This window comes from Agrococcus sp. AC640b (genome assembly GCF_979255995.1).
Genome location: NZ_CEEDMM010000001.1, coordinates 1 through 24,240, shown reverse-complemented (window position 1 = coordinate 24,240; position 24,240 = coordinate 1). Strand labels below are relative to the sequence as shown.

At 72.6% G+C, this 24,240-nt stretch carries 24 protein-coding genes and 1 tRNA gene; 14 read left to right on the top strand and 11 right to left on the bottom strand.

The features are described 5' to 3' along the window. Window positions 1-45 precede the first annotated feature (45 nt). From ACZ6H8_RS00125 to ACZ6H8_RS00105, 5 genes are all read right to left on the bottom strand, one after another. A complete protein-coding gene (locus ACZ6H8_RS00125) occupies window positions 46-1,179 on the bottom strand; it encodes a TRAP transporter substrate-binding protein (RefSeq protein ID WP_464143269.1) in 1,134 nt (377 codons plus the stop codon). 91 nt (window positions 1,180-1,270) lie between these two features. After that, window positions 1,271-2,605 carry a TRAP transporter large permease gene (locus tag ACZ6H8_RS00120; RefSeq protein ID WP_464143268.1) on the bottom strand — a complete coding sequence of 445 codons (1,335 nt, stop codon included), beginning with the start codon at window positions 2,603-2,605 and terminating at the stop codon, window positions 1,271-1,273. Beyond that, window positions 2,595-3,158 (bottom strand): TRAP transporter small permease, encoded by a 564-nt coding sequence (locus ACZ6H8_RS00115; RefSeq protein ID WP_464143267.1) that lies wholly within the window; start codon window positions 3,156-3,158, stop codon window positions 2,595-2,597. Before ACZ6H8_RS00115 ends, ACZ6H8_RS00120 begins: the two co-directional genes overlap by 11 nt. Continuing rightward, the gene (locus ACZ6H8_RS00110; protein ID WP_464143266.1) at window positions 3,155-4,036 is read right to left on the bottom strand and encodes an NAD(P)-dependent oxidoreductase; all 882 of its coding nucleotides are present in this window, start codon (window positions 4,034-4,036) and stop codon (window positions 3,155-3,157) included. The genes ACZ6H8_RS00115 and ACZ6H8_RS00110 overlap by 4 nt, the downstream gene beginning before the upstream one ends. Then, window positions 4,033-4,467 (bottom strand): carboxymuconolactone decarboxylase family protein, encoded by a 435-nt coding sequence (locus tag ACZ6H8_RS00105; RefSeq protein ID WP_464143265.1) that lies wholly within the window; start codon window positions 4,465-4,467, stop codon window positions 4,033-4,035. The genes ACZ6H8_RS00110 and ACZ6H8_RS00105 overlap by 4 nt, the downstream gene beginning before the upstream one ends. A 203-nt stretch (window positions 4,468-4,670) precedes the next feature. Between ACZ6H8_RS00105 and ACZ6H8_RS00100 the strand changes: the two genes are divergently transcribed. From ACZ6H8_RS00100 to ACZ6H8_RS00065, 8 genes are read left to right on the top strand one after another with little or no spacing between them, the layout of a single operon-like run. Further along, the gene (locus tag ACZ6H8_RS00100; protein WP_464143263.1) at window positions 4,671-5,633 is read left to right on the top strand and encodes an AraC-like ligand-binding domain-containing protein; all 963 of its coding nucleotides are present in this window, start codon (window positions 4,671-4,673) and stop codon (window positions 5,631-5,633) included. Between the two features lie 56 nt (window positions 5,634-5,689). Further along, complete coding sequence (locus ACZ6H8_RS00095; protein WP_464143262.1) at window positions 5,690-7,198, top strand: fumarylacetoacetate hydrolase family protein; 1,509 nt, start codon at window positions 5,690-5,692, stop codon at window positions 7,196-7,198. Next, the gene (locus ACZ6H8_RS00090; RefSeq protein ID WP_464143261.1) at window positions 7,195-7,869 is read left to right on the top strand and encodes a GntR family transcriptional regulator; all 675 of its coding nucleotides are present in this window, start codon (window positions 7,195-7,197) and stop codon (window positions 7,867-7,869) included. Before ACZ6H8_RS00095 ends, ACZ6H8_RS00090 begins: the two co-directional genes overlap by 4 nt. Window positions 7,870-7,891: 22 nt before the next feature. Then, on the top strand, window positions 7,892-9,382 hold the full coding sequence (gene hpaE, locus ACZ6H8_RS00085) for a 5-carboxymethyl-2-hydroxymuconate semialdehyde dehydrogenase (protein ID WP_464143260.1): 1,491 nt from the start codon (window positions 7,892-7,894) through the stop codon (window positions 9,380-9,382). Between the two features lie 32 nt (window positions 9,383-9,414). After that, the gene (hpaD, locus tag ACZ6H8_RS00080; RefSeq protein ID WP_464143259.1) at window positions 9,415-10,527 is read left to right on the top strand and encodes a 3,4-dihydroxyphenylacetate 2,3-dioxygenase; all 1,113 of its coding nucleotides are present in this window, start codon (window positions 9,415-9,417) and stop codon (window positions 10,525-10,527) included. Further along, window positions 10,527-11,339 (top strand): fumarylacetoacetate hydrolase family protein, encoded by an 813-nt coding sequence (locus ACZ6H8_RS00075; RefSeq protein WP_464143257.1) that lies wholly within the window; start codon window positions 10,527-10,529, stop codon window positions 11,337-11,339. Before hpaD ends, ACZ6H8_RS00075 begins: the two co-directional genes overlap by 1 nt. Further along, window positions 11,324-12,112, top strand: a complete 789-nt coding sequence (locus ACZ6H8_RS00070) for an HpcH/HpaI aldolase family protein (RefSeq protein WP_464143256.1) — start codon at window positions 11,324-11,326, stop codon at window positions 12,110-12,112. Before ACZ6H8_RS00075 ends, ACZ6H8_RS00070 begins: the two co-directional genes overlap by 16 nt. Before the next feature lie 7 nt (window positions 12,113-12,119). Then, window positions 12,120-12,944: a phosphatase PAP2 family protein gene (locus tag ACZ6H8_RS00065; protein WP_464143255.1), complete on the top strand. Its 825-nt coding sequence runs from the start codon at window positions 12,120-12,122 to the stop codon at window positions 12,942-12,944. A 22-nt stretch (window positions 12,945-12,966) separates the two neighbouring features. On the opposite strand, the gene ACZ6H8_RS00060 is transcribed toward ACZ6H8_RS00065, so the two are convergent. The 5 genes from ACZ6H8_RS00060 to ACZ6H8_RS00040 form a co-directional block, all read right to left on the bottom strand. Continuing rightward, window positions 12,967-13,899 (bottom strand): NAD(P)-dependent oxidoreductase, encoded by a 933-nt coding sequence (locus ACZ6H8_RS00060; RefSeq protein ID WP_464143254.1) that lies wholly within the window; start codon window positions 13,897-13,899, stop codon window positions 12,967-12,969. Between the two features lie 59 nt (window positions 13,900-13,958). Beyond that, complete coding sequence (locus ACZ6H8_RS00055) at window positions 13,959-14,534, bottom strand: LURP-one-related family protein (protein ID WP_464143253.1); 576 nt, start codon at window positions 14,532-14,534, stop codon at window positions 13,959-13,961. 87 nt (window positions 14,535-14,621) lie between these two features. Next, window positions 14,622-15,611 (bottom strand): hypothetical protein, encoded by a 990-nt coding sequence (locus tag ACZ6H8_RS00050; protein ID WP_464143251.1) that lies wholly within the window; start codon window positions 15,609-15,611, stop codon window positions 14,622-14,624. Window positions 15,612-15,625: 14 nt separating this feature from the next. Next, a complete protein-coding gene (locus tag ACZ6H8_RS00045) occupies window positions 15,626-16,009 on the bottom strand; it encodes a DoxX family protein (protein ID WP_464143250.1) in 384 nt (127 codons plus the stop codon). 65 nt (window positions 16,010-16,074) lie between these two features. After that, window positions 16,075-16,479, bottom strand: coding sequence for a DUF1304 domain-containing protein (locus ACZ6H8_RS00040; RefSeq protein WP_464143248.1), 405 nt, complete (start codon window positions 16,477-16,479; stop codon window positions 16,075-16,077). Between the two features lie 110 nt (window positions 16,480-16,589). On the opposite strand from ACZ6H8_RS00040, the gene ACZ6H8_RS00035 reads away from it, so the two are divergent. From ACZ6H8_RS00035 to ACZ6H8_RS00010, 6 genes are all read left to right on the top strand, one after another. After that, window positions 16,590-17,477, top strand: coding sequence for an aldo/keto reductase (locus ACZ6H8_RS00035; RefSeq protein ID WP_464143246.1), 888 nt, complete (start codon window positions 16,590-16,592; stop codon window positions 17,475-17,477). A 141-nt stretch (window positions 17,478-17,618) separates the two neighbouring features. Continuing rightward, a complete protein-coding gene (locus ACZ6H8_RS00030; RefSeq protein ID WP_464143245.1) occupies window positions 17,619-18,773 on the top strand; it encodes a peroxidase-related enzyme in 1,155 nt (384 codons plus the stop codon). Window positions 18,774-18,818: 45 nt separating this feature from the next. Next, complete coding sequence (locus tag ACZ6H8_RS00025; protein ID WP_464143243.1) at window positions 18,819-19,883, top strand: ABC transporter substrate-binding protein; 1,065 nt, start codon at window positions 18,819-18,821, stop codon at window positions 19,881-19,883. Further along, window positions 19,880-20,980, top strand: a complete 1,101-nt coding sequence (locus tag ACZ6H8_RS00020; protein WP_464143241.1) for a FecCD family ABC transporter permease — start codon at window positions 19,880-19,882, stop codon at window positions 20,978-20,980. Before ACZ6H8_RS00025 ends, ACZ6H8_RS00020 begins: the two co-directional genes overlap by 4 nt. Further along, entirely contained in the window at window positions 20,977-21,762 is a 786-nt protein-coding gene (locus ACZ6H8_RS00015) for an ABC transporter ATP-binding protein (RefSeq protein ID WP_464143239.1), read from the top strand. The genes ACZ6H8_RS00020 and ACZ6H8_RS00015 overlap by 4 nt, the downstream gene beginning before the upstream one ends. After that, window positions 21,762-23,672 (top strand): FAD/NAD(P)-binding protein, encoded by a 1,911-nt coding sequence (locus tag ACZ6H8_RS00010; RefSeq protein ID WP_464143237.1) that lies wholly within the window; start codon window positions 21,762-21,764, stop codon window positions 23,670-23,672. The genes ACZ6H8_RS00015 and ACZ6H8_RS00010 overlap by 1 nt, the downstream gene beginning before the upstream one ends. A 78-nt stretch (window positions 23,673-23,750) precedes the next feature. On the opposite strand, the gene ACZ6H8_RS00005 is transcribed toward ACZ6H8_RS00010, so the two are convergent. Beyond that, a tRNA-Gln gene (locus ACZ6H8_RS00005) sits at window positions 23,751-23,822 on the bottom strand. Window positions 23,823-24,240: the final 418 nt, after the last annotated feature.

Here is a 24,240-nt window from a genome sequence, read left to right as displayed (position 1 = left end):
CCCCGACCTCCGGGGCAGCCGCGTCGCGCGTGCACGTGGATGCGATCACCGATCGGCGAACGACTCCACGCATGCCAGCGTCGCGTCGACGTACTCGAGGTCGTCGTGCTCCTCGAGCGAGGCCTCGTACGCGTCGAGCATCGCGCCCGGATCGTCGACGCCGAAGTCGCTCGCGACGCCCGTCCACGTCTCCCGAGCGTCGTCGCCCACCTGCTCGACCCACTCGTCGGTCGCCGACTCGTCGAACGCCGTGAAGGACTCGACCGTCGTGGATGCGAGCATCTCGTCGCACTGCGAGACGGCCTGCTCGTTGAACGCCTCCACGGCCGCACCCTGGTTGAACTCCAGCTCCACGGCTGCGATGGCCTCCTGCTGCCCAGCCGACAGGCCCTCCCACGCGGAGGCCGAGAACCACATGCCGAACGTGGAGTACTGGCCCAGGCCCGGATCGGTCCAGTGCGGCAGCAGCTCCATGATGCGGTAGTTGACCGCGAAGTCGATCGCACCGCCCACGGCGTCGATCACGCCGCGCTCCACGGCCTCGTACGACTCGCTCGCGGTGACCGCGGTGATGCTCATGCCCGCATCGGCCAGCACCTGCTGCACGACCGGCCCCGAGGCTCGCGCCGAGAGCCCGGCGAGGTCGTCGACCGACTCCACCGGCTGGTCGGTGCCCAGCAGCAGACGGCCGACGGGCCAGGCGCTCACGTAGTGCAGCCCGTTCTGCTCCATGATCGCCATCGCCTGCTCGTCCTCGGTGTGCAGGTCGTACAGGCTCGCGGTGATCGCGGCGGAGTTCTGGTTGACGAACGGGATGCCCACCATGCTCACGGTCGGGAAGTACTGGGGCGTGTAGTCGGGGATCGTGACGCCGACGTCGGCGCGGCCGTCGCGCAGGCACTCGACGATCTCGGCCGCGGCGCAGATCGACTCGGGCGCCGTGCGATCGAAGGTCACCGAGCCGTCGGTCGCCTCCTCGACCGCGTCGAGGAACCAGTCCTGCGCTGCGGCGTTCGGGGTGTCGGCAAGCGCCGAGGTGGCGAGCGTGAGCTCGACCGCATCGGCGCCGGCGTCGCCGGCGTCGCCGCCGCCTCCGCCGCTGGAGCACGCGCCGAGCGCGAGCGCGGCGACGAGGGAGGCGGCGAGGATCATGCCGCGTCTGGGGGTGGGGAACGTCATCGTTCGTCCTCTCGGTGGATGGTGCGGTGGGTGCTGCGGGGGTCGTGCGCGGGGCGCGCCTCGCCGGGTGGCGGGTGCGGGGTCGACGTGGTCATCGTTGGACCAGGGATGGCAGCCAGAGCGTGATGGCCGGCAGCAGGAAGAGCACGGTCGTCACCAGCAGGTCCACGGCGAACAGCGGCGCGACGCCGCGGAAGACCACCTCTGGCCGCACGCCGGTCGTGCCTGCCACCACGAAGCAGTTGATGCCCACTGGCGGCGTGACCATGCCGATCTCGATGAGCTTCACGATCATGATCCCGAGCCAGATCGCGTCGAAGCCGAACGCCTCGGCGATCGGCAGCAGGATCGGCACGGTGATGACGAGGATCGACAGCGACTCGAGCACCATGCCGAGCGGGATGAGGCACGCGAGCAGCAGCGCCATCGTCACCATCGGCGGCAGCGCGAGGCCCGTCACGGCGTCGGTGATGGCATCGGGCACGCGAGCGACGATGAAGAACGCCGAGAGCACCCCGGAGCCCACGATGATGAAGAACACCATGCCGGTGGTGGAGGCCGCCTCCGTGAGCGCGGTGCGGATGCCCTCCAGCACGCCCCCCGCGCCCTCGCGGCGGCGCTCGAGCACGAGCATCGCGAGCGCCGCCACAGCGCCGATCGCGGCCGACTCGGTCGACGTGAAGATGCCCGAGTACATGCCGCCGATGACGATCGCGAACAGCAGCGCGATGCGCACGAGGCCGCGCCACGGCACGCGCACCGGCTCGCCGGCCGCCTCGGCGACGGCGTCGTCGAGCGTCGCGGGCGTGCGCACCTGCCTGGAGCCGACGAGCATGATGTAGGCGATGTACGCGGTCGCCGAGAGCAGGCCCGGCACGATGCCGGCGGCGAGCATCTGCGCCACCGACTGGCTGGTGAGGATGGCGTAGAGCACCAGGAAGGTGCTCGGCGGGATCATGACGCCCAGGGTGCCCGCCACCGCGACGAGGGCGGTCGCGAGCGATGCCGGATAGCCGGCCTTGCGCATCTCGCCCACCGACAGCTTCGCCATGGTGGCTGCCGTTCCGATGCTCGAGCCGGACACGGCCGAGAAGCCGGCGCATGCCATGACCGTCGCGACGCCCAGCCCGCCAGGCAGCCTGCGGACGTAGCGATCGGCGATCGCGAAGACGTGCTCGGCGATGCGCGCGCGCACGGCGAACATGCCCATGAGGATGAACATCGGCACGATCGTGAGGCTGAAGCTCGCGGTCGTCGCGAACGGCACCGAGCCGAGCACGCTCGTCGCGTAGTCGGCGTCCTGCAGCAGCACGAGGCCGAGCAGTCCGGATCCGCCGAGCGCGAGCGCCACGGGCACCCGGATGGCGAGGGCGCCGATGAGCACGACGAGCACGACCGCGGTCGCGACGCCAGCCTCAGGCGTCACGGTCGCCCCGCTCCTGGGGCAGTCGGCCGCGGATCGCACCCACGAGCTGCAGCACGGCCACCACGAGGGTGGCGGCGAGCCCGACGACGATGGCCCAGCGCAGCGGCCACACGGGGAAGCGCACGATGCCGAAGCGCTCCTCCCCCGCTGCGGTGGCGTCGATCGCGCGCTCGCCCGTCGCGAGCACGGCCCACGCCAGCACGACGACGACGATCGCGCCGGCGACGATCGCGAGCACGCGACGGGCTCGCAGCCCGAGCCGGTCGGTGAGCAGCGTCACGGCCACGTGCTCGCCGCGCACGAGCCCCCACGCGAGCGAGAGGTACACCGCGAGCACGAGGCTCGACTCCGCGACCTCGACCATGCCGGGCAGGCTCGCCCCGCTGATGGTGCGCACGAGCACGTCGGCGCAGATCGCGAGCATGAGCACGACGATCGCGAGCGCCGCGAGCACGGCGAGCGTGCGGACCACGGCGTGCACGGCACGGTCGGTCGGCGAGTCGTGCGCCGGCGCAGGCGCCGCGCTCGCGCCGGGCACGACGGCGTCGGTCATCGTCGTTCCCAGTGCTCGTAGGCACGGGTGTGGTCGACGGATCCGAGCGCGTCGAGCGCGCTGCCGAGCGCCTCGACGACGGCGTCGCAGACCGGTGCGTCGTGGTCGACGGCGCGCTGCACCTGCTGCGCGATCCGCACGTCCTTCGTCATGAGCGGCAGCGCGAAGCCCGAGGCGTAGGCGCCGTCGAGGATGTGCGGTCCGGTGACGTTGGTCGTCACCCAGCTCATGCCGGTGGAGAGGTTGAGGATGTCGAGCATCACCCGTCGGTCGAGGCCGAAGCGGGCGCCTGCGATGAGCGCCTCCGAGCTCGCGGCGAACGCGGCGGCGGCAACGAAGTTGTTGAGCGCCTTCATGGCGTGCCCCGTGCCGAGGCCTCCGGTGCGGGTGATCGTCGAGCTCATCGCCTCGATCACCGGCACGGCTGCCGCGATGGCGTCCTCGTCGTCGCCACCGAGCATGATCGCGAGGGAGCCGGCCACGGCACGCTCTCTGGCACCCGAGACCGGCGCGTCGACCATGGCGACGCCGGCCTCGCGCAGCAGGCGGCCGGTCTCGACGGTCTCGCTCGGGTCCGACGAGCTCATGTCGACCACGACGGCGCCAGCTCGCAGCGGCACGCGCAACGCGCCGTCGTCGTCCACGAGCACCGCCCGCACGATGCCGCTCGTCGGCAGCATGCACACCACGACGTCGCATGCGGCCAACCCCGCGCCGTCGACGGCGGTCGCGTGCAGCCGCTCGGCGATCTCGGTCGCGCGAGCGGGATCGGCGTCGTGCAGCAGCAGGTCGAAGCCTCCTGCCGCGACGTTGGCGGCCATCGGCTCGCCCATGACCCCGAGCCCGACGAAGCCCACGACCGGCGCGCGGCCGCTCATGCGCTGCGCTCCGCACGTGCCGTCGCGGCGAGGCCGCCCTCGACGTCGAGGTCGATGTCGTGGTCGCCGAGCACCTCCTTGAGCGCCCGCATGCCCTCGACCGCCGAGGGGATGCCTGCGTAGAGGAAGGCGTGGAGCACGATCTCGCGCAGCTCGACGGGCGAGACGCCGTTGGCGAGCGCCCCGCGCAGGTGCACGCGGATCTCGTGGGCTCGACCGAGCGCGACGAGCATGGCGACGGTGATCTTCGAGCGGTCGACGATCGCGAGACCATCCCGCTGCCAGATGTCGCCGAAGCACACCCGCGTCACGATCTCCTGCAGCTTGTCGTCGAGGTCGGTGGTCGCCTCGGTCTGCCCCTCTGCACCCTCGGGGCCGAACATGCGGCGACGCTGCGCGATGCCGACGTCGTACAGGTCGTCGTTGAGCACGGTTCCTCCTCTGCGACGGCACCACGGCGGGCCGTCTCCCCCATCCTCGCCACGAGCATCGCTCACGTCTTGACCGTCGGCGCAGGCGAGCACCCCATCCGCGCAGGGCGCGACGGGCGCCGTCCGGCGTGAGGAGGCGCGCTGCTACGCTCGCGGCACCGCGCAGGTCGACGACGACCGCCGGCACCGACAGGAGGTCGACCGTGGCATCGCCGACGACCACGCACCGCGAGCCCTCCGGCCCCGGCACGCTCGAGCTCGGCGAGGCGCGCACGTTCGAGCAGTGGCGGCAGCTGGTGAGCAATCGGTTCGTGCCGCTCGACATCTCGTCGCCGGCAGGCGCGTTCCACGGCTCGCTGCGCGCGCTCCACGTCGGCGACTCGTGCGTGACCGAGATCATCGCCGACCCGCATCGCGTGGAGCGCGAGGCGACTCGCATCAGCCCCGACGACCCGCATCACCTGAAGCTCACGCTGCAGCTCGAGGGCACGGGCATCGTGGCGCAGGATGGCAGGCAGGCGGTGCTGCAGCCGGGCGACGTCGCGATCTACGACACGTCGCGGCCGTACACGCTCGAGTTCGTCGATGGCACGCGGTCGCTCGTCATGATGTTCCCCCATCGCATGCTCGGGCTGTCGGCGCAGCACATCCACAGGATGACGGCGGTCCGCCTGCCTGGCGACGAGGGCATCGGCACGGTCATCTGCCCGTTCATGCGGCACATGGCGGCGAACCTCGACGAGCTGCGCGGCGCCTCGGGGGTGCGGATCCTCCGCAGCGCCCTCGATCTCGTGACGGCGCTGATCAGCGCGGAGCTCGACCGGCAGGTCGCGGGCACGCGTCGCGACTTCGAGCGGTGCGTCGCGTTCATGGAGGAGCATCTCGGCGACCCCGGCCTCAACACCGCGCAGGTGGCGAGCGCGTGCTTCCTCTCGCCGAGGACGGTGCAGTACCTCTTCAGCGAGGAGGGCACGACCGTGACGTCGTGGGTGCGGGAGCGTCGGCTCGAGCGGTGCCGCACCGACCTGCAGGATGCCGCGCAGCAGGCGACGTCGGTGCTCGAGATCGCCCACAGGTGGGGCTTCACGGATGCCGCGCACTTCAGTCGCGTGTGTCGCGCAGCCTTCGGTGCGTCGCCGCGCGAGCTCCGGCGTCTCGCCGGCTGACGCTCCCTGCGCATCTCGGGCTTGCACGTGGCGGCCGATCGTATACGATGACGAACATGAACGACTCGATGACGAGCCTGGCTGCTGCCCGCGCCGCATGGGACCTGCTGGGCGGGCGACCGGGCAAGGTCGTGGCGATGCACATCGGCTACGCCGCGCGCGCAGCGCAGAAGGGCCGCACCCCCGAGGCTCCCGGATACTTCCTGAAGCCCGCGACCTCGCTCTCGATCGGCGGCGACGTCGAGCTGCCCGCCGGCTGCGAGATCCTCGGCTTCGAGGGCGAGATCGCCCTCGTCATCGGCCGCGAGACGCGACGCGTCTCCCCCGACGACGCATGGGATGCCGTCGCGTTCGTCACGGCATCGAACGACCTCGGCGTCTTCGACCTGCGCTGGGCCGACAAGGGCGCCAACGTGCGCTCGAAGGGCGGCGACGGCTTCACCCCCATCGGCCCCGCGCTGCTGCCCGCAGCCGACCTCGACCCGCACGCGATCGAGATCCGCGTGTGGCGCGACGGCGAGCTCGTGCAGGCCGACGACTCCTCGACGCTGCTGTTCTCGCTGCCGCAGATCGTCTCCGACCTGTCGCAGCTCATGACCCTCGAGCCCGGCGACGTCATCCTCACCGGCACCCCGGCGGGCGCCTCCACGTTCGCACCCGGCCAGACGATCGAGGTCGAGGTGGCGAGCGCCGGCCGCTCGACCGGACGCCTCGTCACGGGCGCCGTGCAGGGCACCGACGCGCTTCCCGCCTTCAGCGCGCAGCCGAAGCCGACGCCCGAGCAGTGGGCCGACGCCTCCGGCCGCCCCGTCGCCGACTTCCAGCCCGCGACGGCGCCCGTGCTCGACGACGCGCTCGTCGCCCGCATCGAGCGCGTCGCGACCGCGACGCTCTCGTCGCTGCTGCGGAAGCGCGGCATCGTCAACGCCACGATCGACGGACTGCGCCCCTCACAGCCGGGCACGCGCATGACCGGCGTCGCCCGCACGCTGCGCTACGTGCCGAACCGCGAGGACCTCTTCCGCACCCACGGCGGCGGCTACAACGCGCAGAAGCGCGCCGTCGACTCGCTGCGGGCAGGCGAGGTGCTCGTCATGGACGCCCGTGGCGAGACCCGCTCTGGCACGCTCGGCGACATCATCGCGCTGCGCGCCCGCACGCTCGGCGCCGCGGGCATCGTCACCGACGGCGGCGTGCGCGACCTCGCAGCCGTCACCGACATCGGCATCCCCACGTACCACTCCGGCGCGCACCCGAGCGTCCTCGGCCGCTGGCACGTGCCGTGGGGCGTCGACGAGACCATCGCGTGCGGCGGCACGACCGTGCAGCCCGGCGACGTCATCGTCGCCGACGACGACGGCATCGTCGTCATCCCGCCCGCGATCGTGCGCGACCTCGTCGACGAGGCCGAGGCGCAGGAGGCCGAGGAGACGTTCATCGCCCGCATGGTCGAGGACGGGCACCCCGTCGACGGCCTCTTCCCCATGGATGCCACGTGGCGTGCCCGCTTCGAGGCAGAGCGCGCATCGGACGAGGCGGCCCCCGCACCGGGAGCGCAGGCGTGACCGCGACGACGAGCAAGTCGCAGCGCGCGTACGAGCATCTGCACGAGCGCATCGAGCGGGGCGTCTACGGGCCCGGCTACCGGCTCGTGCTCGACGCGATCGCGCGCGAGCTCGACATGAGCGTCGTGCCCGTGCGCGAGGCGCTGCGCAGGCTCGAGGCCGAGGGCGTCGTGACGTTCGAGCGCAACGTCGGCGCGCGCGTCACCGAGATCGACCCCGCCGACCTGCACGACACGACCGAGACGCTCGCGATGGTCGAGGGCGCCGCGATCGGCCTCGCCGTGCCGTCGCTGTCGCCTGCCGACGTCGCCGAGGCGCGCAGCCTCAACGACCAGATGCGCGACAGCCTCGACCAGTTCGATCCCGTGCGACTCACGCGCCTCAACGAGGCGTTCCACCGCACCCTCACCGACCCGTGCCCCAACGAGCAGCTGAAGAGCCTCGTCGACGACGGCTGGCGACGGCTGGCGAGGCTGCGGCAGTCGACGTTCGGCTTCGTGCCTGGCCGCGCCCGCGAGTCGGTCGGCGAGCACGAGCGCATCCTGCACCTGCTCGAGACGGGCGCTCCCGCGCACGACGTCGAGCTCGCCGTCCGCGAGCACCGGCTCGCGAGCCTCCACGCCTACCTCGACCGCGCGGGCGACGACGCCCACGCGGACGAGTCCCACTGACCCACGCACCGAAGGGGAACCCGTGACGAACCGTCCTGCGAACCTGCCCACCCATCTGCAGCACCACATCGGAGGCCGCCCGGTCGACTCCGTCGGCGGCGAGACGTTCGAGGTCATCGACCCCGTGACGAACGAGGTCTACGCGACCGCTGCCGCCGGCCAGCAGGCCGACGTCGACGCCGCCGTCGCCGCCGCGACCCTCGCCTTCGAGGAGGGGCCGTGGCCGCGCATGAAGGCGCGCGAGCGTGCCCGCATCCTCATGCGCATCGCCGACGTCGTCGCATCGCGCGACGACGAGCTCAGCCAGTACGAGTCGTTCGACTCCGGCCTGCCCATCACCCAGGCGAAGGGGCAGGCGCAGCGCGCGGCCGAGAACTTCCGCTTCTTCGCCGACCTGATCGTCGCGCAGCGCGACGACGCCTACAAGGTGCCCGGCACGCAGATCAACTACGTCAACCGCACGCCGAAGGGCGTCGCAGGCCTCATCACGCCCTGGAACACGCCGTTCATGCTCGAGTCGTGGAAGCTGGCGCCCGCGCTGGCCTCCGGCTGCACCGTCGTGCTGAAGCCCGCCGAGTTCACGCCGCTGTCGGCCTCGCTGTGGGCGGGCATCTTCGCCGAGGCCGGCCTGCCCGACGGCGTCTTCAACCTCGTCAACGGCATCGGCGAGGAGGCGGGCGACGCGCTGGTCAAGCATCCCGACGTGCCGCTCATCTCGTTCACGGGCGAGTCGTCGACGGGCAAGCTCATCTTCCGCAACTGCGCCGAGCACCTCAAGGCGATGTCGATGGAGCTCGGCGGCAAGTCCCCCGCGGTCGTCTTCGCCGACGCCGACCTCGACGCCGCGATCGACTCGACGCTCTTCGGCGTCTTCTCGCTGAACGGCGAGCGCTGCACCGCCGGCAGCCGCATCCTCGTCGAGCGGTCGATCTACGACGCGTTCGTCGAGCGCTACGCGGCGCGTGCGAGCCGCATCGTCGTGGGCGACCCCTCCGACCCGGCGACCGAGGTGGGCGCGCTCGTGCACCCCGAGCACTACGACAAGGTCATGTCGTACGTCGAGATCGGCAAGACGGAGGGGCGCCTCGTCGCAGGCGGCGGCCGGCCCGAGGGTCTCGACACGGGCAACTACGTCGCCCCGACCGTGTTCGCGGACGTGCCGCCGACGGCGCGCATCTTCCAGGAGGAGATCTTCGGACCCGTCGTCGCGATCACGCCGTTCGACTCCGACGAGGAGGCGCTCGCGCTCGCGAACGACACCCGCTACGGCCTCGCCGCCTACGTGTGGACGAACGACCTCACGCGTGCCCACACGTTCGCGCAGTCGATCCAGGCGGGCATGGTGTGGCTCAACAGCCACAACGTGCGCGACCTGCGCAGCCCCTTCGGCGGCGTGAAGGCCTCGGGCCTCGGCCACGAGGGCGGCTACCGCAGCCTCGACTTCTACTCCGACCAGCAGGCCGTGCACATCACGCTCGGCGACGTGCACACCGCGCGCTTCGGCGCCCACTGACCACCACCGACCCGCTCGACGAGGAGCTCATCGTGACCGACATCCGCACCACCACCCCCATCCCGAAGCCGTCCGTGCCCGCGCCCGACATCGTGCGCTGCGCCTACCTCGAGCTCGTCGTCACCGACCTCGCCGCCTCGCGCGCGTTCTACGTCGACCTGCTGGGACTGCACGTGACGAAGGAGGACGACGAGGCCATCTACCTGCGGTCGTTCGAGGAGTTCATCCACCACAACCTCGTGCTGCGGAAGGGCCCCGTCGCCGCGGCGGCCGCGTTCGCCTACCGCGTGCGCACCCCCGAGGACGTCGACCGTGCCGAGGCCTGGTACCGCGAGCTCGGCTGCCGCGTCGAGCGCCGCGCAGACGGCTTCGTCGACGGCATCGGCGATGCCGTGCGCGTCGAGGACCCGCTGGGGTTCCCGTACGAGTTCTTCTACGAGGTCGAGCACGTCGAGCGCCTCACGCAGCGCTACGACCTGTACTCGGCTGGCGAGCTCGTGCGCCTCGACCACTTCAACCAGGTCACGCCCCACGTGCCCCGCGGCCGCACGTACCTCGAGCACCTCGGCTTCCGCGTCTCGGAGGACATCCAGGACTCCGACGGCGTCACCTACGCGGCGTGGATGCATCGCAAGCAGACCGTGCACGACACGGCGCTCACCGGCGGCGACGGCCCGCGCCTGCACCACATCGCGTTCTCGACGCACGAGAAGCACAACATCATCCAGATCTGCGACAAGATGGGCGCCCTGCGCATCTCGGACCGCATCGAGCGCGGCCCCGGCCGCCACGGCGTCTCGAATGCGTTCTACCTCTACATCCTCGACCCCGACGGGCACCGGGTGGAGATCTACACGCAGGACTACTACACGGGCGACCCCGACAACCCGACCGTCACGTGGGACGTGCACGACAACCAGCGCCGCGACTGGTGGGGCAACCCCGTCGTGCCCTCCTGGTACACGGAGGCGAGCCTCGTGCTCGACCTGGACGGCGAGCCCCAGCCCGTCGTGGAGCGCACCGACTCGAGCGAGATGGCCGTGACGGTCGGCGCAGACGGCTTCTCGTACACGAGGGCCGCCGGCGGCGCCGTCGCGTCGGAGCCCGGCGAGGAGATCGGCTTCAAGCTGGGCAGCCAGCTCTGATGGCCGCCGTCTCGGCATCCAGTGGTCGCGGCCTCGACGACGCGACGGTCGCGGCCCTCGCGGACGAGCTCGCCGAGGCGACGCGCACGCGCGGCACCGTCGAGCGTCTCAGCGCCCGGCACCCTGCGATGACGGTCGACGACTCGTACGCGGTGCAGCGCATCTGGCGCGCGCGGCGCGAGGCCGACGGCCGCCGCGTCGTCGGTCGCAAGATCGGCCTCACGAGCAAGGTCATGCAGGTCGCGACCGGCATCACCGAGCCCGACTACGGCGTCATCCTCGACGACCAGGTGTTCGCATCCGGCTCGGCGCTGGAGTTCGACCGGTACGCGAACGTGCGCATCGAGGTCGAGCTGGCGTTCGTGCTGGGCGCACCGCTGGGCGCAGGCGCGACGGAGCACGACGTGCTCGCCGCCACCGAGTGGGTCGTGCCCGCGCTCGAGGTGCTCGACTCGCACATCCAGCTCGAGGGCCGCACGATCGTCGACACCATCAGCGACAACGCCGCGCTCGGCGCGATGGTCGTCGGCGACACGCGCGTGCGACCCGCCGACGTCGACCTGCGCTGGGTCGCCGCGATGCTGTCGAGGAACGGCGAGATCGAGGACTCGGGCGTCTCGGGTGCCGTGCTGGGGCATCCGGCGCGCGGCGTCGCATGGCTCGCCGGCAAGCTGGGCGCGCACGGCGACCGGCTCGAGGCGGGCGAGATCGTGCTGGCAGGATCGTTCACGAAGCCCATGTGGGTCGAGCGCGGCGACGAGATCGCGTGCGACTACCGGGAGCTGGGAGTGGTGACGTGCCGATTCGACTGAAGCCGACGTTCGCAGATCGCCTCGCGGGCGCCGACCGGCCGCTCGTGGGGCTGTGGACGGCGTCGGGCAGCGGCGTCGCCGCAGAGATCGTCGCGGGCTCCGGCACCGACCTCGTGCTCGTCGACGGCGAGCACGGACCGGTCGGCATCGACGGCCTCCTGCCGCTGCTGCAGGCGATCGAGGCCTCCGACGCGACGGCGCTCGTGCGCGTGCCGTGGAACGACGCGGTCGCGATCAAGCAGACGCTCGACACGGGCGCGCAGAACCTCATCGTGCCGATGGTGTCGACGGAGCACGAGGCGATCGCGGCCGTGCAGGCCATGCGGTACCCGCCGCGCGGCATCCGCGGCATCGGCTCGGCGCTCGCGCGCGCGTCGCGGTGGACGGGCGTCGACGACTACGTCGCGACGGCGCACGAGCTCGTCTCCCTCACGGTGCAGATCGAGACCGCCGAGGGCGTCGAGCACGCGGCGGCCATCGCGGCCGTCGAGGGCGTCGACGCGATCTTCGTCGGCCCCGCCGACCTCGCAGGATCGCTCGGATTCCCCGCTGCCGACGCCGTGCGCGCCGCGGTCGTGACGGTGATCGACGCGGGCCTCGCGTCGGGCACGCCCGTCGGCGTGAACGCGTTCGCGCCCGCCGACGCCGACCACTACCTCGCAGCGGGTGCCGCGTTCGTCGTCGTCGGCGCCGACGTCACGCTGCTGGCGACGAGCGCTCGCTCGGCGGTCGGGCGGCTGCGGCCGACCGACGAGGCATCCGGCACGTACTGACGTGCCCGTGACCGTTCGAGCTCGGCGACGCCAGGGCACCGTGTGGCGCGTCGCCGCCGCCGGCTCGGCCGTCGTCGCGTTCGGCGTGCTCTACGCCGTCGCGGTGCAGACGGCCGACGGACGCGTGGTCGAGGATGCGGTGCTGGGCGCGGCCGGCTACGCGCTCGACTCGGCGGTGCTGGGCGTCGTGAGCGTCGCCTCGCTCGCCCTCGCGTGCGCCGCGATCGTCGTGGCGGGGCTCGTGCGACGTCGCGGCGACCTCGCCGTCGCGGCCGTGGCGATCGTCGTCGCCTGCTGCGGGCTGGGTCAGCTGCTCAAGCACGTCGTGCTCGACCGGCCGTCTGGGCCCGCCGACGTCGTCGCGACCGCGTCGAACTCGTTCCCCAGCGGCCACATGATCGCGTTCGCCGCGGTCGCAGCCGCCGCGATCCTCGTGGCACCCGCGACGGCGAGGCTCGCGCTCGCGCCCGCTGCCGCCGTGCTGCTGTCGGTCGTCGCGGCACGGCTCGTGCACGACGGCTGGCATCGTCCGAGCGACGTCGTGGGAGCACTGCTGCTCGTGCTGGCCGCGACGGCCGCCGCGACGACGTGGCGAGCGGCGCCGCCGCCAGCGAACCCCAGGTGGCACCGGCTCCTCGAGACCGCGTTCGTGCTCGTCGGCGTCGTCGCCGGCATCGTGGCGGCGATCGTCGCCGTCGTCGCGGTGGCGCAGGCGTCGTCGGGGCCCGGGCTGCTCGCCGCGGGCACGTTCGCGCTCGTCGCCGCCGTGCAGGGATTCCTCGCCGCCGTGCTGCGGCTCGTGCGTCGCGAACGCCCCGCGCGCGCCGGCTGACCCGAGCGGGGGCGCGCGTCGCTCAGCGCTCGACGCGGTTGCGCACGGGCTCGCCCGCGTCGATCGCGGCGAGGTTCTCGCGCACGAGCACGCCTGCGCCGCGCGGGCGGCCGCCGGCGACGTGCGGCGTGATGATCAGGTGCGGGGCATGCCACAGCGGGTCGCCCTCCGGCAGCGGCTCCACACGGGTCACGTCGATCGCGGCGGCGCGCAGCGTGCGCCGCTCGAGCGCGTCGCGCAGGGCATCCTCGTCGACGACGGTGCCGCGGCCGACGTTCACGAGCAGCGCGTGCTCGGGCAGGGCCGCGAGCACGCCCGCGTCGATCACGCCGTCGGTCGCGTCGGTCGCTGGCAGGATCGACACGAGCACGTCGACGCGCGGCAGCAGCTCGGGCAGCAGGTCGGCGGCCACGACGGGGTAGCCGTGCCGCTCCCCCGACGAGCGGGCGATGCCCGTCACCCGTGCGCCGAGCGACTCGAGCATGGGCGCGAGGCGCTGCGCGATCGAGCCGAATCCCCACACGGCGACGTGCGCGCCCTCGAGCGTGAACCAGCCGCCGACGTCGTCGCTCGCCTGCTCCCTGCGGAAGTCGTCGTCCCATCGACCCTCCGCCTGCGCCGCGGCCATGCGCGGCAGGTCGCGCACGAGCGCGAGCACCAGGGCGAGCGCGTGCTCGGCGACCGTCGCGTCATGCAGCGACCGGCCGGAGGCGAGCGCGACGCCAGGGCCGAACCCCGCGGCCACGATGGCGTCTGGCCCCGCCGACAGCGTCTGCACGAGACGCAGCGCCGGCAGGTCGCGCGCCGCGTCGGCGAGGCGATCGGCGGGGACGACCCACTCGACGAGCGCCTCCGCATCCCGATGCTCCTCGGGGATGCGCTCGGCGGGATCGAACGCGACCACGTCGTGGCCGGGCAGGTCGAGACGGACGGACGACGGCACCAGCACCTTCATGCCTCGATCCTCGCAGGTCGGCGCGCGGTGCTGGTGCCGTGTCGCGATGGAGGCGCTCGTCAGCGCTGCATGAGCACGTCGACGGCGACGGCGAGCGATGCGCCCACGCGCCAGTCGAGGCGTGCGCCGTTCGACGCAGCGGGGAGGTTCACGTCGTAGTGGTCGCGCACGGCCCACGCGCGCTCGACGGACAGGATGGGCGTGCCGTCCTTCGCCGTGAAGTCGAAGTGGATGGGCCAGCCGATGTCGAACAGGCGACGCAGCACCGCGAGCACCTGGTTGCGCTCGTGGCCGGAGCCCTCGAGACCCTGCGAGGGCACGCCGACGTTGAACGTGGAGCGCAGGAGGCTCTTGCCGAAGTCCTTCTGGAACCAGCCGATCTGCTGCCCCTGCGCGTCGAGGATGTCGTACGTGGCGCCCAGGTCGATCGCCTGGCGCGCCTTGAACGAGAACACGGGCTGCGTGCGCCCCTCGTCGGCGAAGAACGTCACCTGCTCCTTGAGGGCGAGGCGCTTCTGCTGCGCGATGCCGAGGATGGGGCCGTCCTTGCCACCGCCGCGGATCTCGAAGCGGTTCACCGTGAGGCTCAGCTTCTGGCGGACGGTGATGCGGTCGTACTGCTGGGAGTCGGTCACGGAGGCGAGCGTATGCCTCCTGCGGCATCCGATGCTGTGCGTTCGCTGTCAGGCTTCCCCGGCGCCGCTGAGCCCTGGGCGACCGACCTAGCAGGCGTCGAGCGCGGCGTCGACGTCGCCGAGGGTGCGCAGCAGCGGCTGCACGTACGGGCGGTACTCGTCGACCGCCTCGACGGGTGCGTCGGCCGTCAGCCGCCACCATGCCTCCCACCGCTGCACGCCCGACAGCGCGATCGCGGCGTCGGCGGCGCGCTCGAGGGCCACGCGATCGGCGTGCGCTGCCCACCCGTCGAGGAACGCCGCGCGGATGCGGGCGACCTCCTCTCGTGCGACGCCCTCGGCGAGCGCGCTGCCCATCAGCACGCGCAGCGTGCCGAGCGGATGCGCGACGACGGCGTCGCCGAGATCGCCGATGCGCAGCGCACCGTCGACCTCGAACGCGTTGCCGAGGTGCAGGTCGTCGTGCTCGAGCGAGGCAGGCAGCCCCGCATCCTCGAGCACGCGCAGCAGATCGCCGATGCGCGCCTCGCCGGCGGCGATCGTCGCGCGTGCGTCGGCATCGAGATGCAGCGGATGCGCAGGCGGCAGCGCCGCGGCCTGCGCGAGGCGCTCGCGCAGGTGCTCGACGAGTCGGTGCGGGCGGATGTCGGGGACGCCGGCTGCGACGAGCTCGTCGGCGTGGGGAACGAGCGCCACCTGCAGCGCCGCCATGGTCTCGGCGAGCGCGACCCTCGTCGACAGCGGCGCGTGCCCCTGATCGTGCAGCACCACGGCGTCGGCGGTGAGCAGGCGCGCTCGCTCGACGTCGACCGCGAGCGGTGCCAGCACGAGCGTCGGCGCGACGCGCGCAGCGATCGCGGTCGCCGCCATCTCGCTCGCCGACCCTGGGTGGTTCTCCTTCGCCCACCGCACGCCCGCATCCGTCTCGATGCGCAGCACCGCCGACCAGATGCGCACGCGATGCTCGGCGATCGCCGTCACGCGCTCGCCGCGGGCTGCGAGCGCGTCACCGATCCACGCGTGCATGTCGGCGCGCCACGGCGCGCTCGTCCAGCGCGCACGGTGGTCGACCGTCACGGCACGCCCTCGGCTCAGCGGCTGCGCGAGCCGCGCGTCGACCACAGCGCCCACGCGACGAGCACGGGCTGGAAGAAGAGGCGCCCGAGGCGCTTGGCGTCGGTGTCGAGGCCGAAGCCGTCGCGCGCGTCGGCGAACTGCTCGACGTTGCCGGGGAAGATCGCCGTGAAGAACGCGGCCGCGACCGTGCCGACGGCGCGCTCCGCACGCCGCGGCGCGAGCACGAGCGCGCTGCCGAGCGCGATCTCGGCGACGCCCGAGAGCACGACGACGCGGTCGGGATCGAGCGGGATCGCCGCGGGCACCTGCGCCTGGAACTCCCGCCGTGCCACCGTGAGGTGGCTGACGCCCGCTCCGACGAGGGCGAGACCGAGCAGGACCTTCGCGGCACGACGCATGAGGGCAACGCTAGCCGCGGTGCACGGCGACGTCGAGCAGATCGCCGCTGCGGGCGAGGGAGCGGTCAGCCGGCCGCCGTCGCGATCGCGAGCGCGACGAGCCCGAGCACGGGGAACGTGCCCTGCACGGCCGCGGCACGCGCCTTCGACCGGTCGGTCACGATGAGGTAGGCGGCGGCGATCGCCATCGAGCCGAGGCCGGCGACGAGCAGCGCGTCGCCTGCGGCGCGCTCCCCCGACGTCGGATCGGCCACGAGCACGAGCACGGCGCCGACGGCCGCGACGATCGCGAGCAGCAGGTTGTAGACGCCCTGGTTCGCCGCGAGCCCCTTCGTGATCGCTGCGGTCTCGGCAGTCGTGCCGAAGATGCGGCGCGTGGGCGGCGCCTCCCACCGCAGCGTCTCGAGCACGAAGATGTACACGTGCACGAGCGCGGCGAGCACCGCGAGCACTGCTGCGACGACGATCATGGGGCTTCCCGTCCTGGCCCGACCCTCGGTCCGGAACCGACCCTATTCCCGCGCAGCCCGGTACTGCTGGACACTGCTTCGAACGTCGACGCGCACGTAGCGTCGATCGCATGACATCCATCCAGCTCTCGAACGGGGTCGCACTCCCCACCATCGGCTTCGGCGTCTTCCAGTCGAGCCCCGAGGAGACGGCGCAGGCCGTGGAGACCGCGCTCGCGGTCGGCTACCGCCACATCGACACCGCCGCCGCGTACGGCAACGAGCGCGAGGTCGGCGAGGGCCTGCGCGCCTCCGGCGTCGCTCGCGACGAGGTCGTCGTCGAGACGAAGGTGTGGGCGAGCGACTACGGCTACGACGAGACGATGCACGCGTTCGACAAGGGAGCCGCGAAGCTCGGCCTCGAGCAGCTCGACGTGCTGATCCTGCACCAGGTCGCCGCGAACCTCTTCGAGAGCACCATCGCCTCCTACCGCGCCCTCGAGCGGCTGCTCGCCGACGGTCGCGTGCGCGCGATCGGCGTCAGCAACTTCCCCATCGCGCGGCTCGAGCAGCTCATCGACGCGACGAGCGTCGTGCCGCACCTCAACCAGGTCGAGCTGCACCCGTACCACTCGCAGCCGGCGCTGCAGGCCTTCCACCGCGAGCACGGCATCCTCACGCAGGCGTGGTCGCCCATCGGCGGCATCACGTTCTATCCCGGGCCGTGGGGCGATGAGCGCCGCAGCGTCATGGACGACGAGACGCTCGCCGAGATCGCGGCCGCGCACGGCGCCTCCCCCGCGCAGGTGATGCTGCGCTGGCACGTGCAGCAGGGCCGCCAGGCGATCCCGAAGTCGACGAACCCGGATCGCATCCGCCAGAACCTCGACGTCGAGGGCTTCACGCTCTCGGCCGACGAGCTCGCACGCATCGACGCGCTCGACACCGGCGCGGGCAGCGGCCCCGACCCCGAGCGGCACTTCACGCAGGAGATGCTGCGCCCCATCCCGGAGGCCTGAGACCGGGCAGGCCTGATCCTCGGTCGGTTCGGGACCAGGCGACGACGCCGATCGCACCCGTCATGCAGCGTCACGGGTGCGATCGGCGTCGTCGCGGTCGCCTAGGCTGGGGTAGAACCTCAGCTTGGAGCCCCCATAACGATGCCTTCTCACGACGTGCTCGGCGACCTGCTCGCCGCGAGCCCCTCCGTCGCCGCCGCCAGAGCCGCACGCTCCGTGGTCGTCGAGCAGACCCAGGCCGCGTACGACGCGCTCTACGCGCAGCCGCAGGCGCTGCCCGCCTCGACCCTCCACGCGTTCGCAGCGATCGTCGCCCGCTGGAGCGGCAGCGGCCCGCTCGCCGACTGGCACGTCGCGCAGGGCGCCGACCCGGCGCTGCTCGGCGACGACCTGCCGACGGACTCGCGCCTGCGGCTGCTCGTCGAGCACCTCGACATCGTCACCGTCGCGCCCGCCCTCGGCTCGCACGAGGACCAGCACGTGCTCGCCATCGGCGGCATCACGCCAGACGAGATCGTGCTCGTCAGCCAGCTCGTCGCCGCCACGAGCCACGCCATCCGCGTGCTCGCCGGCTTCGCCGCCATCGACGGCCGCACGCTGCCGCAGGCCACGGCGCCGCAGCGCACCCCAGGCACCCGCGGCCGGTCGAAGGACCTCGGCGGTCGCACGATCGGCGGCGAGGCGAAGCCCACCGCCTACACGCAGGAGCAGCTGCGGTGGATCCCGTGGGTCGCTGCGCCCGCCGAGGCCGACCTGACGCCCGTGCAGATCGAGTCGTTCGCGGCGAAGGCGACGACGAACAGCGTCTACTTCCGCCTCCTGTCGCGCGTGCCCGCCGTGCTTCAGGCCCGCAGCGCGATCGACAACGCCGTCTTCCTCGGCGGAGGCGGCCTGCCGCGCGCCGAGCGCGAGCTCGCCGCCGCCGTCGCCAGCAAGGTCAACGACTGCATCTACTGCGCATCCGTGCACGCCCGCAAGGCGACGTTCCAGTCGAAGCGCGCGAGCGACGTCGACCTGCTGCTCGCCGCCGACCTCGACCGCGACGCCGACTGGCAGCCGATCGACGTCGCACCCCTCTCCGCCGGTCAGGACGAGCGGTGGGCGGCGATCGTCGACGCCGCAGCGCACCTGTCGACGCTGCGGCCCACGCTCGCGCCGCAGCATCTCGAGCGGCTGCGCACCCTCGGCCTCGACGACGAGGCGCTCGCCGACCTCGTCGACGCCACCGCGTTCTTCGCATGGGCGAACCGCCTCATGCTCACCCTCGGCGAGCCGGCCTGGCCCAGCCAGCCCTGACGCCCCTCCCTCCCCGCACCGAACCCTCCACCCAGGAGCACAGCCATGCACGCATCCCTGCGCACCACCGCGCTCGCAGCCGTCGCCGCCGCCGCCCTCGTCGTCACCGGCTGCGGCCAGGTGACGGTCGACGACGGCGAGGCCGACGCCTCCGGCGCCTTCACCGTCATCGACGACCAGGGCCGCGAGGTCGAGATCGACGGCCCCGTCGAGACCGCCGTCGTGCTCAACAGCTACGCGAACGAGTTCGTGCGTGCCATCGGCGCAGGCGACGCCGTCGTCGGCGTCGACCGCACGTCGCTCACCCGCCTGCCGTACCTGCCCGTCGACGACGCAGCCGTCATCGCCGAGGGCCTCGACCAGCTGAACTACGAGGCGATCGCCGAGCTCGACCCCGACGTCGTCGTGCTGCCGCGCAACGCCGTCTGGCAGGAGGCCGCGCAGCAGCTCGAGGGCTTCGGCATCCCCGTCGTCGTCGCCACCGCATGGGACTACTCGGCCTTCGACGACACCGTGACGCTGCTCGGCGAGGTCTTCGGCGAGCAGCAGGGCGCGCAGGACCTGCTCGACTTCCGCGCCGAGATCGACGACCTGCTCGTCGAGCGCACCGAGGGCCTCGAGCCCGTCTCCGTCTACCTCGAGACGGTCGACCCGTACCTCTCGGTGCTGCCGGGCTCCGGCTTCCACGCGCTCATCGAGGCGGCAGGCGGCGTCAACGTGTTCGCGGATGCCGCAGGCGGCGACGCGCAGGAGGAGATCACCGTCGACCCCAGCGAGGTCGTGCAGCGGAACCCCGCCGTCATCGTGCACGAGTTCGAGCCGAGCGCGACGCCCGTCGACCGCTTCGGGCAGCTCGCCGACGAGATCGCCGCAAGGCCGGGCTGGTCTGGCGTGCAGGCCGTGCAGGACGGCGAGATCTACGTCGCGAACGGCTGGGCGACGAGCGCGCTCGCGAAGTCGATCGGCGCGCTCTACCTCGCGACGTGGCTGCACCCGGAGGCGTTCGCCGACGTCGACGCCGACGCGTACCTCGAGCGGTGGGTGACCGAGTTCCAGGACACCGAGCTCTCGGCGGCGTCCGACTACGTGCAGGGACCGTCCGCCCCGTGACGTCGACCGCATCCACCACCACCCGCGCCCACGACGCCGGCGACGGCGGCATCGTCGCAGGCGCCCGCCGCCGCGGCCGCCTCACGACCCTCCTGCTGCTCGGCGGCCTCGCCGTGAGCCTCGTCGCGCTCGGCCTCGCCGTCATCATCGGCACGTCGGGTGCGACGCTCGTGCACGTCGTGCAGTCCATCTGGATCAGCATCGTCGGCGGCACCCTCACCGGCGACCTCGTCACCTACTACCCGATCATCCAGGAGCTGCGCCTGCCGCGCGTGCTGCTCGCGTTCCTCGCAGGCGCGGGCCTGTCGGTGTCCGGCGTCATCATGCAGGGTCTGCTGCGCAACCCGCTCGTGAGCCCCTTCACCCTCGGCGTCTCCCCCGCCGCCGCCTTCGGCGCCGCGCTGGCGATCACGATCGCGGGCACGACGTCGCTGCCGCCGATCGCGACGATCGCGAGCGCGCTCGCCGTCTCGCTCGCGGTGTCGGCGATCGTGCTGACCGTCGCGACCGTGAAGCGCATGGCCGTGGCGACGCTGCTGCTGCTCGGCATCGCGGTGACGCAGCTGTTCGAGGCGATGACTGCGGGCCTGCAGTTCCTCGCGAGCGAGAACACGCTGCAGGCCATCGTGCGATGGACGTTCGGATCGGTGAACGACGCGAGCTGGGACGACGTGCGCGTCGTCGGCGTCATCGTCCTGCTCGCCGTGCCGATCACCCTGTGGTGCTCGAAGGACCTCAACGCCATCGCGTTCGCGGGCGACGACGCTGCCCGCTCGCTGGGCGTCAAGGTGACGCAGCTGCGCGTGGGGCTCATCGTCGTCGCCGTCGTCCTCGCCGCCGTCATCGTGTCGTTCTGCGGCGTCATCGGCTTCGTCGGCCTCGTCGGTCCGCACATCGCACGACTCGTCATCGGCGCCGACCACCGCTTCCTCGTGCCGTTCTCCGTGCTCACCGGCGGGCTGCTGCTGCTCGTCGCCGACACCGTGGGCCGCACCGTGCTCGCCCCCGCGGTCGTGCCCGTCGGGATCGTCGTGGCGTTCATCGGCGCGCCGATCTTCATCAACCTCATCCTCACGAGGAAGACGTCGCTGCGATGACCCTCACGATCTCCGACGTCCGCTTCGCGTACGGCAGGCGGGAGGTGCTCGGCGGCGTCTCGTTCGAGGTCGCCTCCGGCTCGTTCTGCGCGCTGCTGGGCCCGAACGGCAGCGGCAAGTCGACGCTCGTGAAGGTGCTCGCGCAGGTGCATCGCGCCTCAGGCGGGTCGATCGCGTTCGACGGCGTCGACGCTGCGAGCCTCGACCGGCGCAGCCACGCGCGCACCGTCGCGTACGTGCCGCAGAGCGGCGAGGCGCCCTTCGACCTCACGGTGCGCGAGACGGTGCTGCTGGGGCGCACGCCGCACTTCGGCATCGCGCCGCGTGCCGTCGACTGGCGTCGCGTCGACGAGGCGATCGCGCTGCTCGACCTGGGCGACCTCGTCGATCGCAGCGTCAGCGAGCTCTCGGGCGGGCAGGCGCAGCGAGCGCTCATCGCGCGCGCCGTCGCGCAGGACACGCCCGTGCTCGTGCTCGACGAGCCCACGAGCGCCCTCGACCTGCGCTACCAGATCGAGACGCTGCGGCTCGTGCGACGGCTGACGCGCGAGCAGGGCATCACGGCCCTCATCGCCATCCACGACCTCAACCACGCCGCGCGCTACTGCGACCAGGTCGTGCTGCTGCACGATGGCCGCATCGTCGGCGACGGCACACCGCAGGAGGCGCTCGCGGCGGATGCGCTGACGGACGTGTACGGGTTGCCGATCGCCGTCGAGCAGCGGAACGGCTACGTCGAGGTGCGGCCCGCAGCCGACGACGCGCTCGAGTACCGCATCTGATGTCCGTGTCGCCGGGGAGCGCTGCCGCGTTCGACGTCGTCATCGTGGGCGGCGGGCCGCGAGGCGTCGCGACGGTGCTGCGGCTCGCGTCGCGCGTCGGCGACGACGCGCCGCCCGTGCGCGTCGCGATCGTCGACGCCGTCGAGGTCGGCGCGGGTGCGACGTGGCGCACCGACCAGCCCGCGGCCTACCTGAACAACACGACGGCGGCGGCGACGACGATCCATCCGGATGCGTCGACGCCGATGACGGGGCCGCCTGCCCCCGGGCCGGACCTCGTGGCGTGGGCGACGTCGATCGTGGCGGCGGGCGGGCATCCGCACGCCGACTGGGTGCTCGAGGAGGCGGAGGCGCTGCACGGCGACGACTTCCCCACCCGCAGGCTGCAGGGCGTGTACTTCCGCGATCAGCTCGACGCGGCCATCGCATCCGGTCGCGTCGTCGTGGAGGAGACGATCGGCGTCGCGGTCGACGTGCGCTCGCGCGACGGGGGTGCGACGGTCGTGCTCGAGGATGGCCGCGAGCTCGCCGCTGGCACCGTCGTGCTCGCGCAGGGCATGGTGCAGGCGGTGCCGACGACGGAGGTGGCGGCGCTCACGGCCTTCGCGTCGCAGCACGGGCTCGCGTACGTGCCGCCTGGCATGCCGCACGAGCAGGACTGGTCGGTCGTGCCCTCCGCCGTGCCCGGCCGTCCGCGCCCGACCGTGCTCGTGCGCGGGCTCGGCGCGACGTTCTTCGACGTGGTCGGCGACCTGACGACGCGGTGGGGCGGCACGTTCGTGCCCGTCGCCGGCGACCCGCACGGGCGGCTGCGGTACGTGACGTCCGGCCGCGAGCCGGTGCTCGTCGCAGGCTCGGGCCGTGGCGTGCCGTACCGGGCGAAGCCCGACTCGGGCCGGGTCGCGCCCGGTGAGCCCCGCTACGCGACGCCGGCGCGCTTCGCGCGGTGGGCGTCGGCACGCGGCCTCGACCTGCTGCGCGACGTGTGGCCCGTCGTCGCCCGCGACCTGGCGTTCGCGCATCTGGACGCGGTCGCGCGATCGCGCCCCGAGGCGATCGCGGCCGGCTGGCTCGACGCGCTCGACGCCGCGACCGACCTCCCCGCCGTCGAGCGCGTGCTGGCGGAGTGGGTGATCGACGAGCGGTGGCGCTGGCAGGTGGATGCGCTGCGCCGCCCGACGCTCGGCCGCGTCGTCGATGCGGATGGGTGGGCGCAGGTCGTGCAGCGCCACGTCGACGACGAGCTCGCGTCGATGGCCGCATCGGCGACGAGTCCGCGTGCGGCGGTGAACCGCATGATGCAGGCGCTGCGAGGCCGCGTGACGGCGCTCGCCCTCGCAGGTGCGCTCACGGGCGACTCGGCGGTGCGCGGCGTGTTCGGCTGGTTCGACGGCGACGGCCTCTTCCTCGCCTCGGGTCCGCCGGCCGCGCGCACGCGCGAGGTGCTCGCGCTCATCGAGGCGGGCGTGGTCGACCTGCTCGGCCCCGAGCTGCGCATCGAGCGCGACGAGGAGGCGGGCGCGTTCGTGGCCGTCTCCCCGATCACGGGGCGTCGCGTCGCAGCCTCGGTGCTCGTGGAGACGCGCATGTCGAAGGGCCGCGTGGGCGCGACCTCCGACCCTGTGCTGCGGGCGCTGCTCGCCCGCGGTGACGCCCGATTGCACGCGTTCTCTCGCGTGGAGGGCGACGGGCTCGAGACGTCGCCGGCTGCGATCGACGAGGCGTCGCCATCTGGCCACAACCTCGTCGCGGCCGACGGCACCATCGATCCGGCGATCGTCGTGCTCGGCATCCCCGCGTCGACGACGCAGCCGGGCTCGGCGATCGGGGCCACTCCCGGCAAGCCGTCAGCGCTGCTCGCAGGCGCCGACGTCGCGGCGAAGCAGGTGCTGCGGCGGCGCTCGGGCTGACCGGACGCGGGAGCGGGCTCCGACGATGGGCACCGGAAGACGAGAGAAGCGCCACCCGAACGGGTGACGCTTCGCTTGCTGGGGTACCTGGACTCGAACCAAGAACAACGGAACCAGAAACCGCCGTGTTGCCAATTACACCATACCCCAATGGCCCTCGGGCCAAGCATCGAGCATAGCCGACGCACGGGGCTCGCGCGAATCGGTGGGGCGGTCGGCGCGTTGGTCGCCCCGGCACTCGACTGGTCACCGTTGCACCCGGACTGGTCACGATTGCACCTCGTCGGGTCCCTGTCAGGTGCAACCGCGACCACCGTGTGTGCAACGGCGACCAGTCCGGGTGCAACGGCGACCAGTCGGCGTGTGGATCGGCGACGTGCGCCGACGCGACGCGCACCGTTCACCCGCACGATGCCTGGGCTCGGTACGGTTCGCGTGCCCACCACCGGGCGAGCGCACCATGGCACCGCCGCAGCCGAGCATCCGCATCCGTCGCGCCGACGTCGAAGGCCTCCGCGCCGTCGCGTCGCTGCTCGTCGCGATCTACCACGTGTGGCCCGGGCGGGTC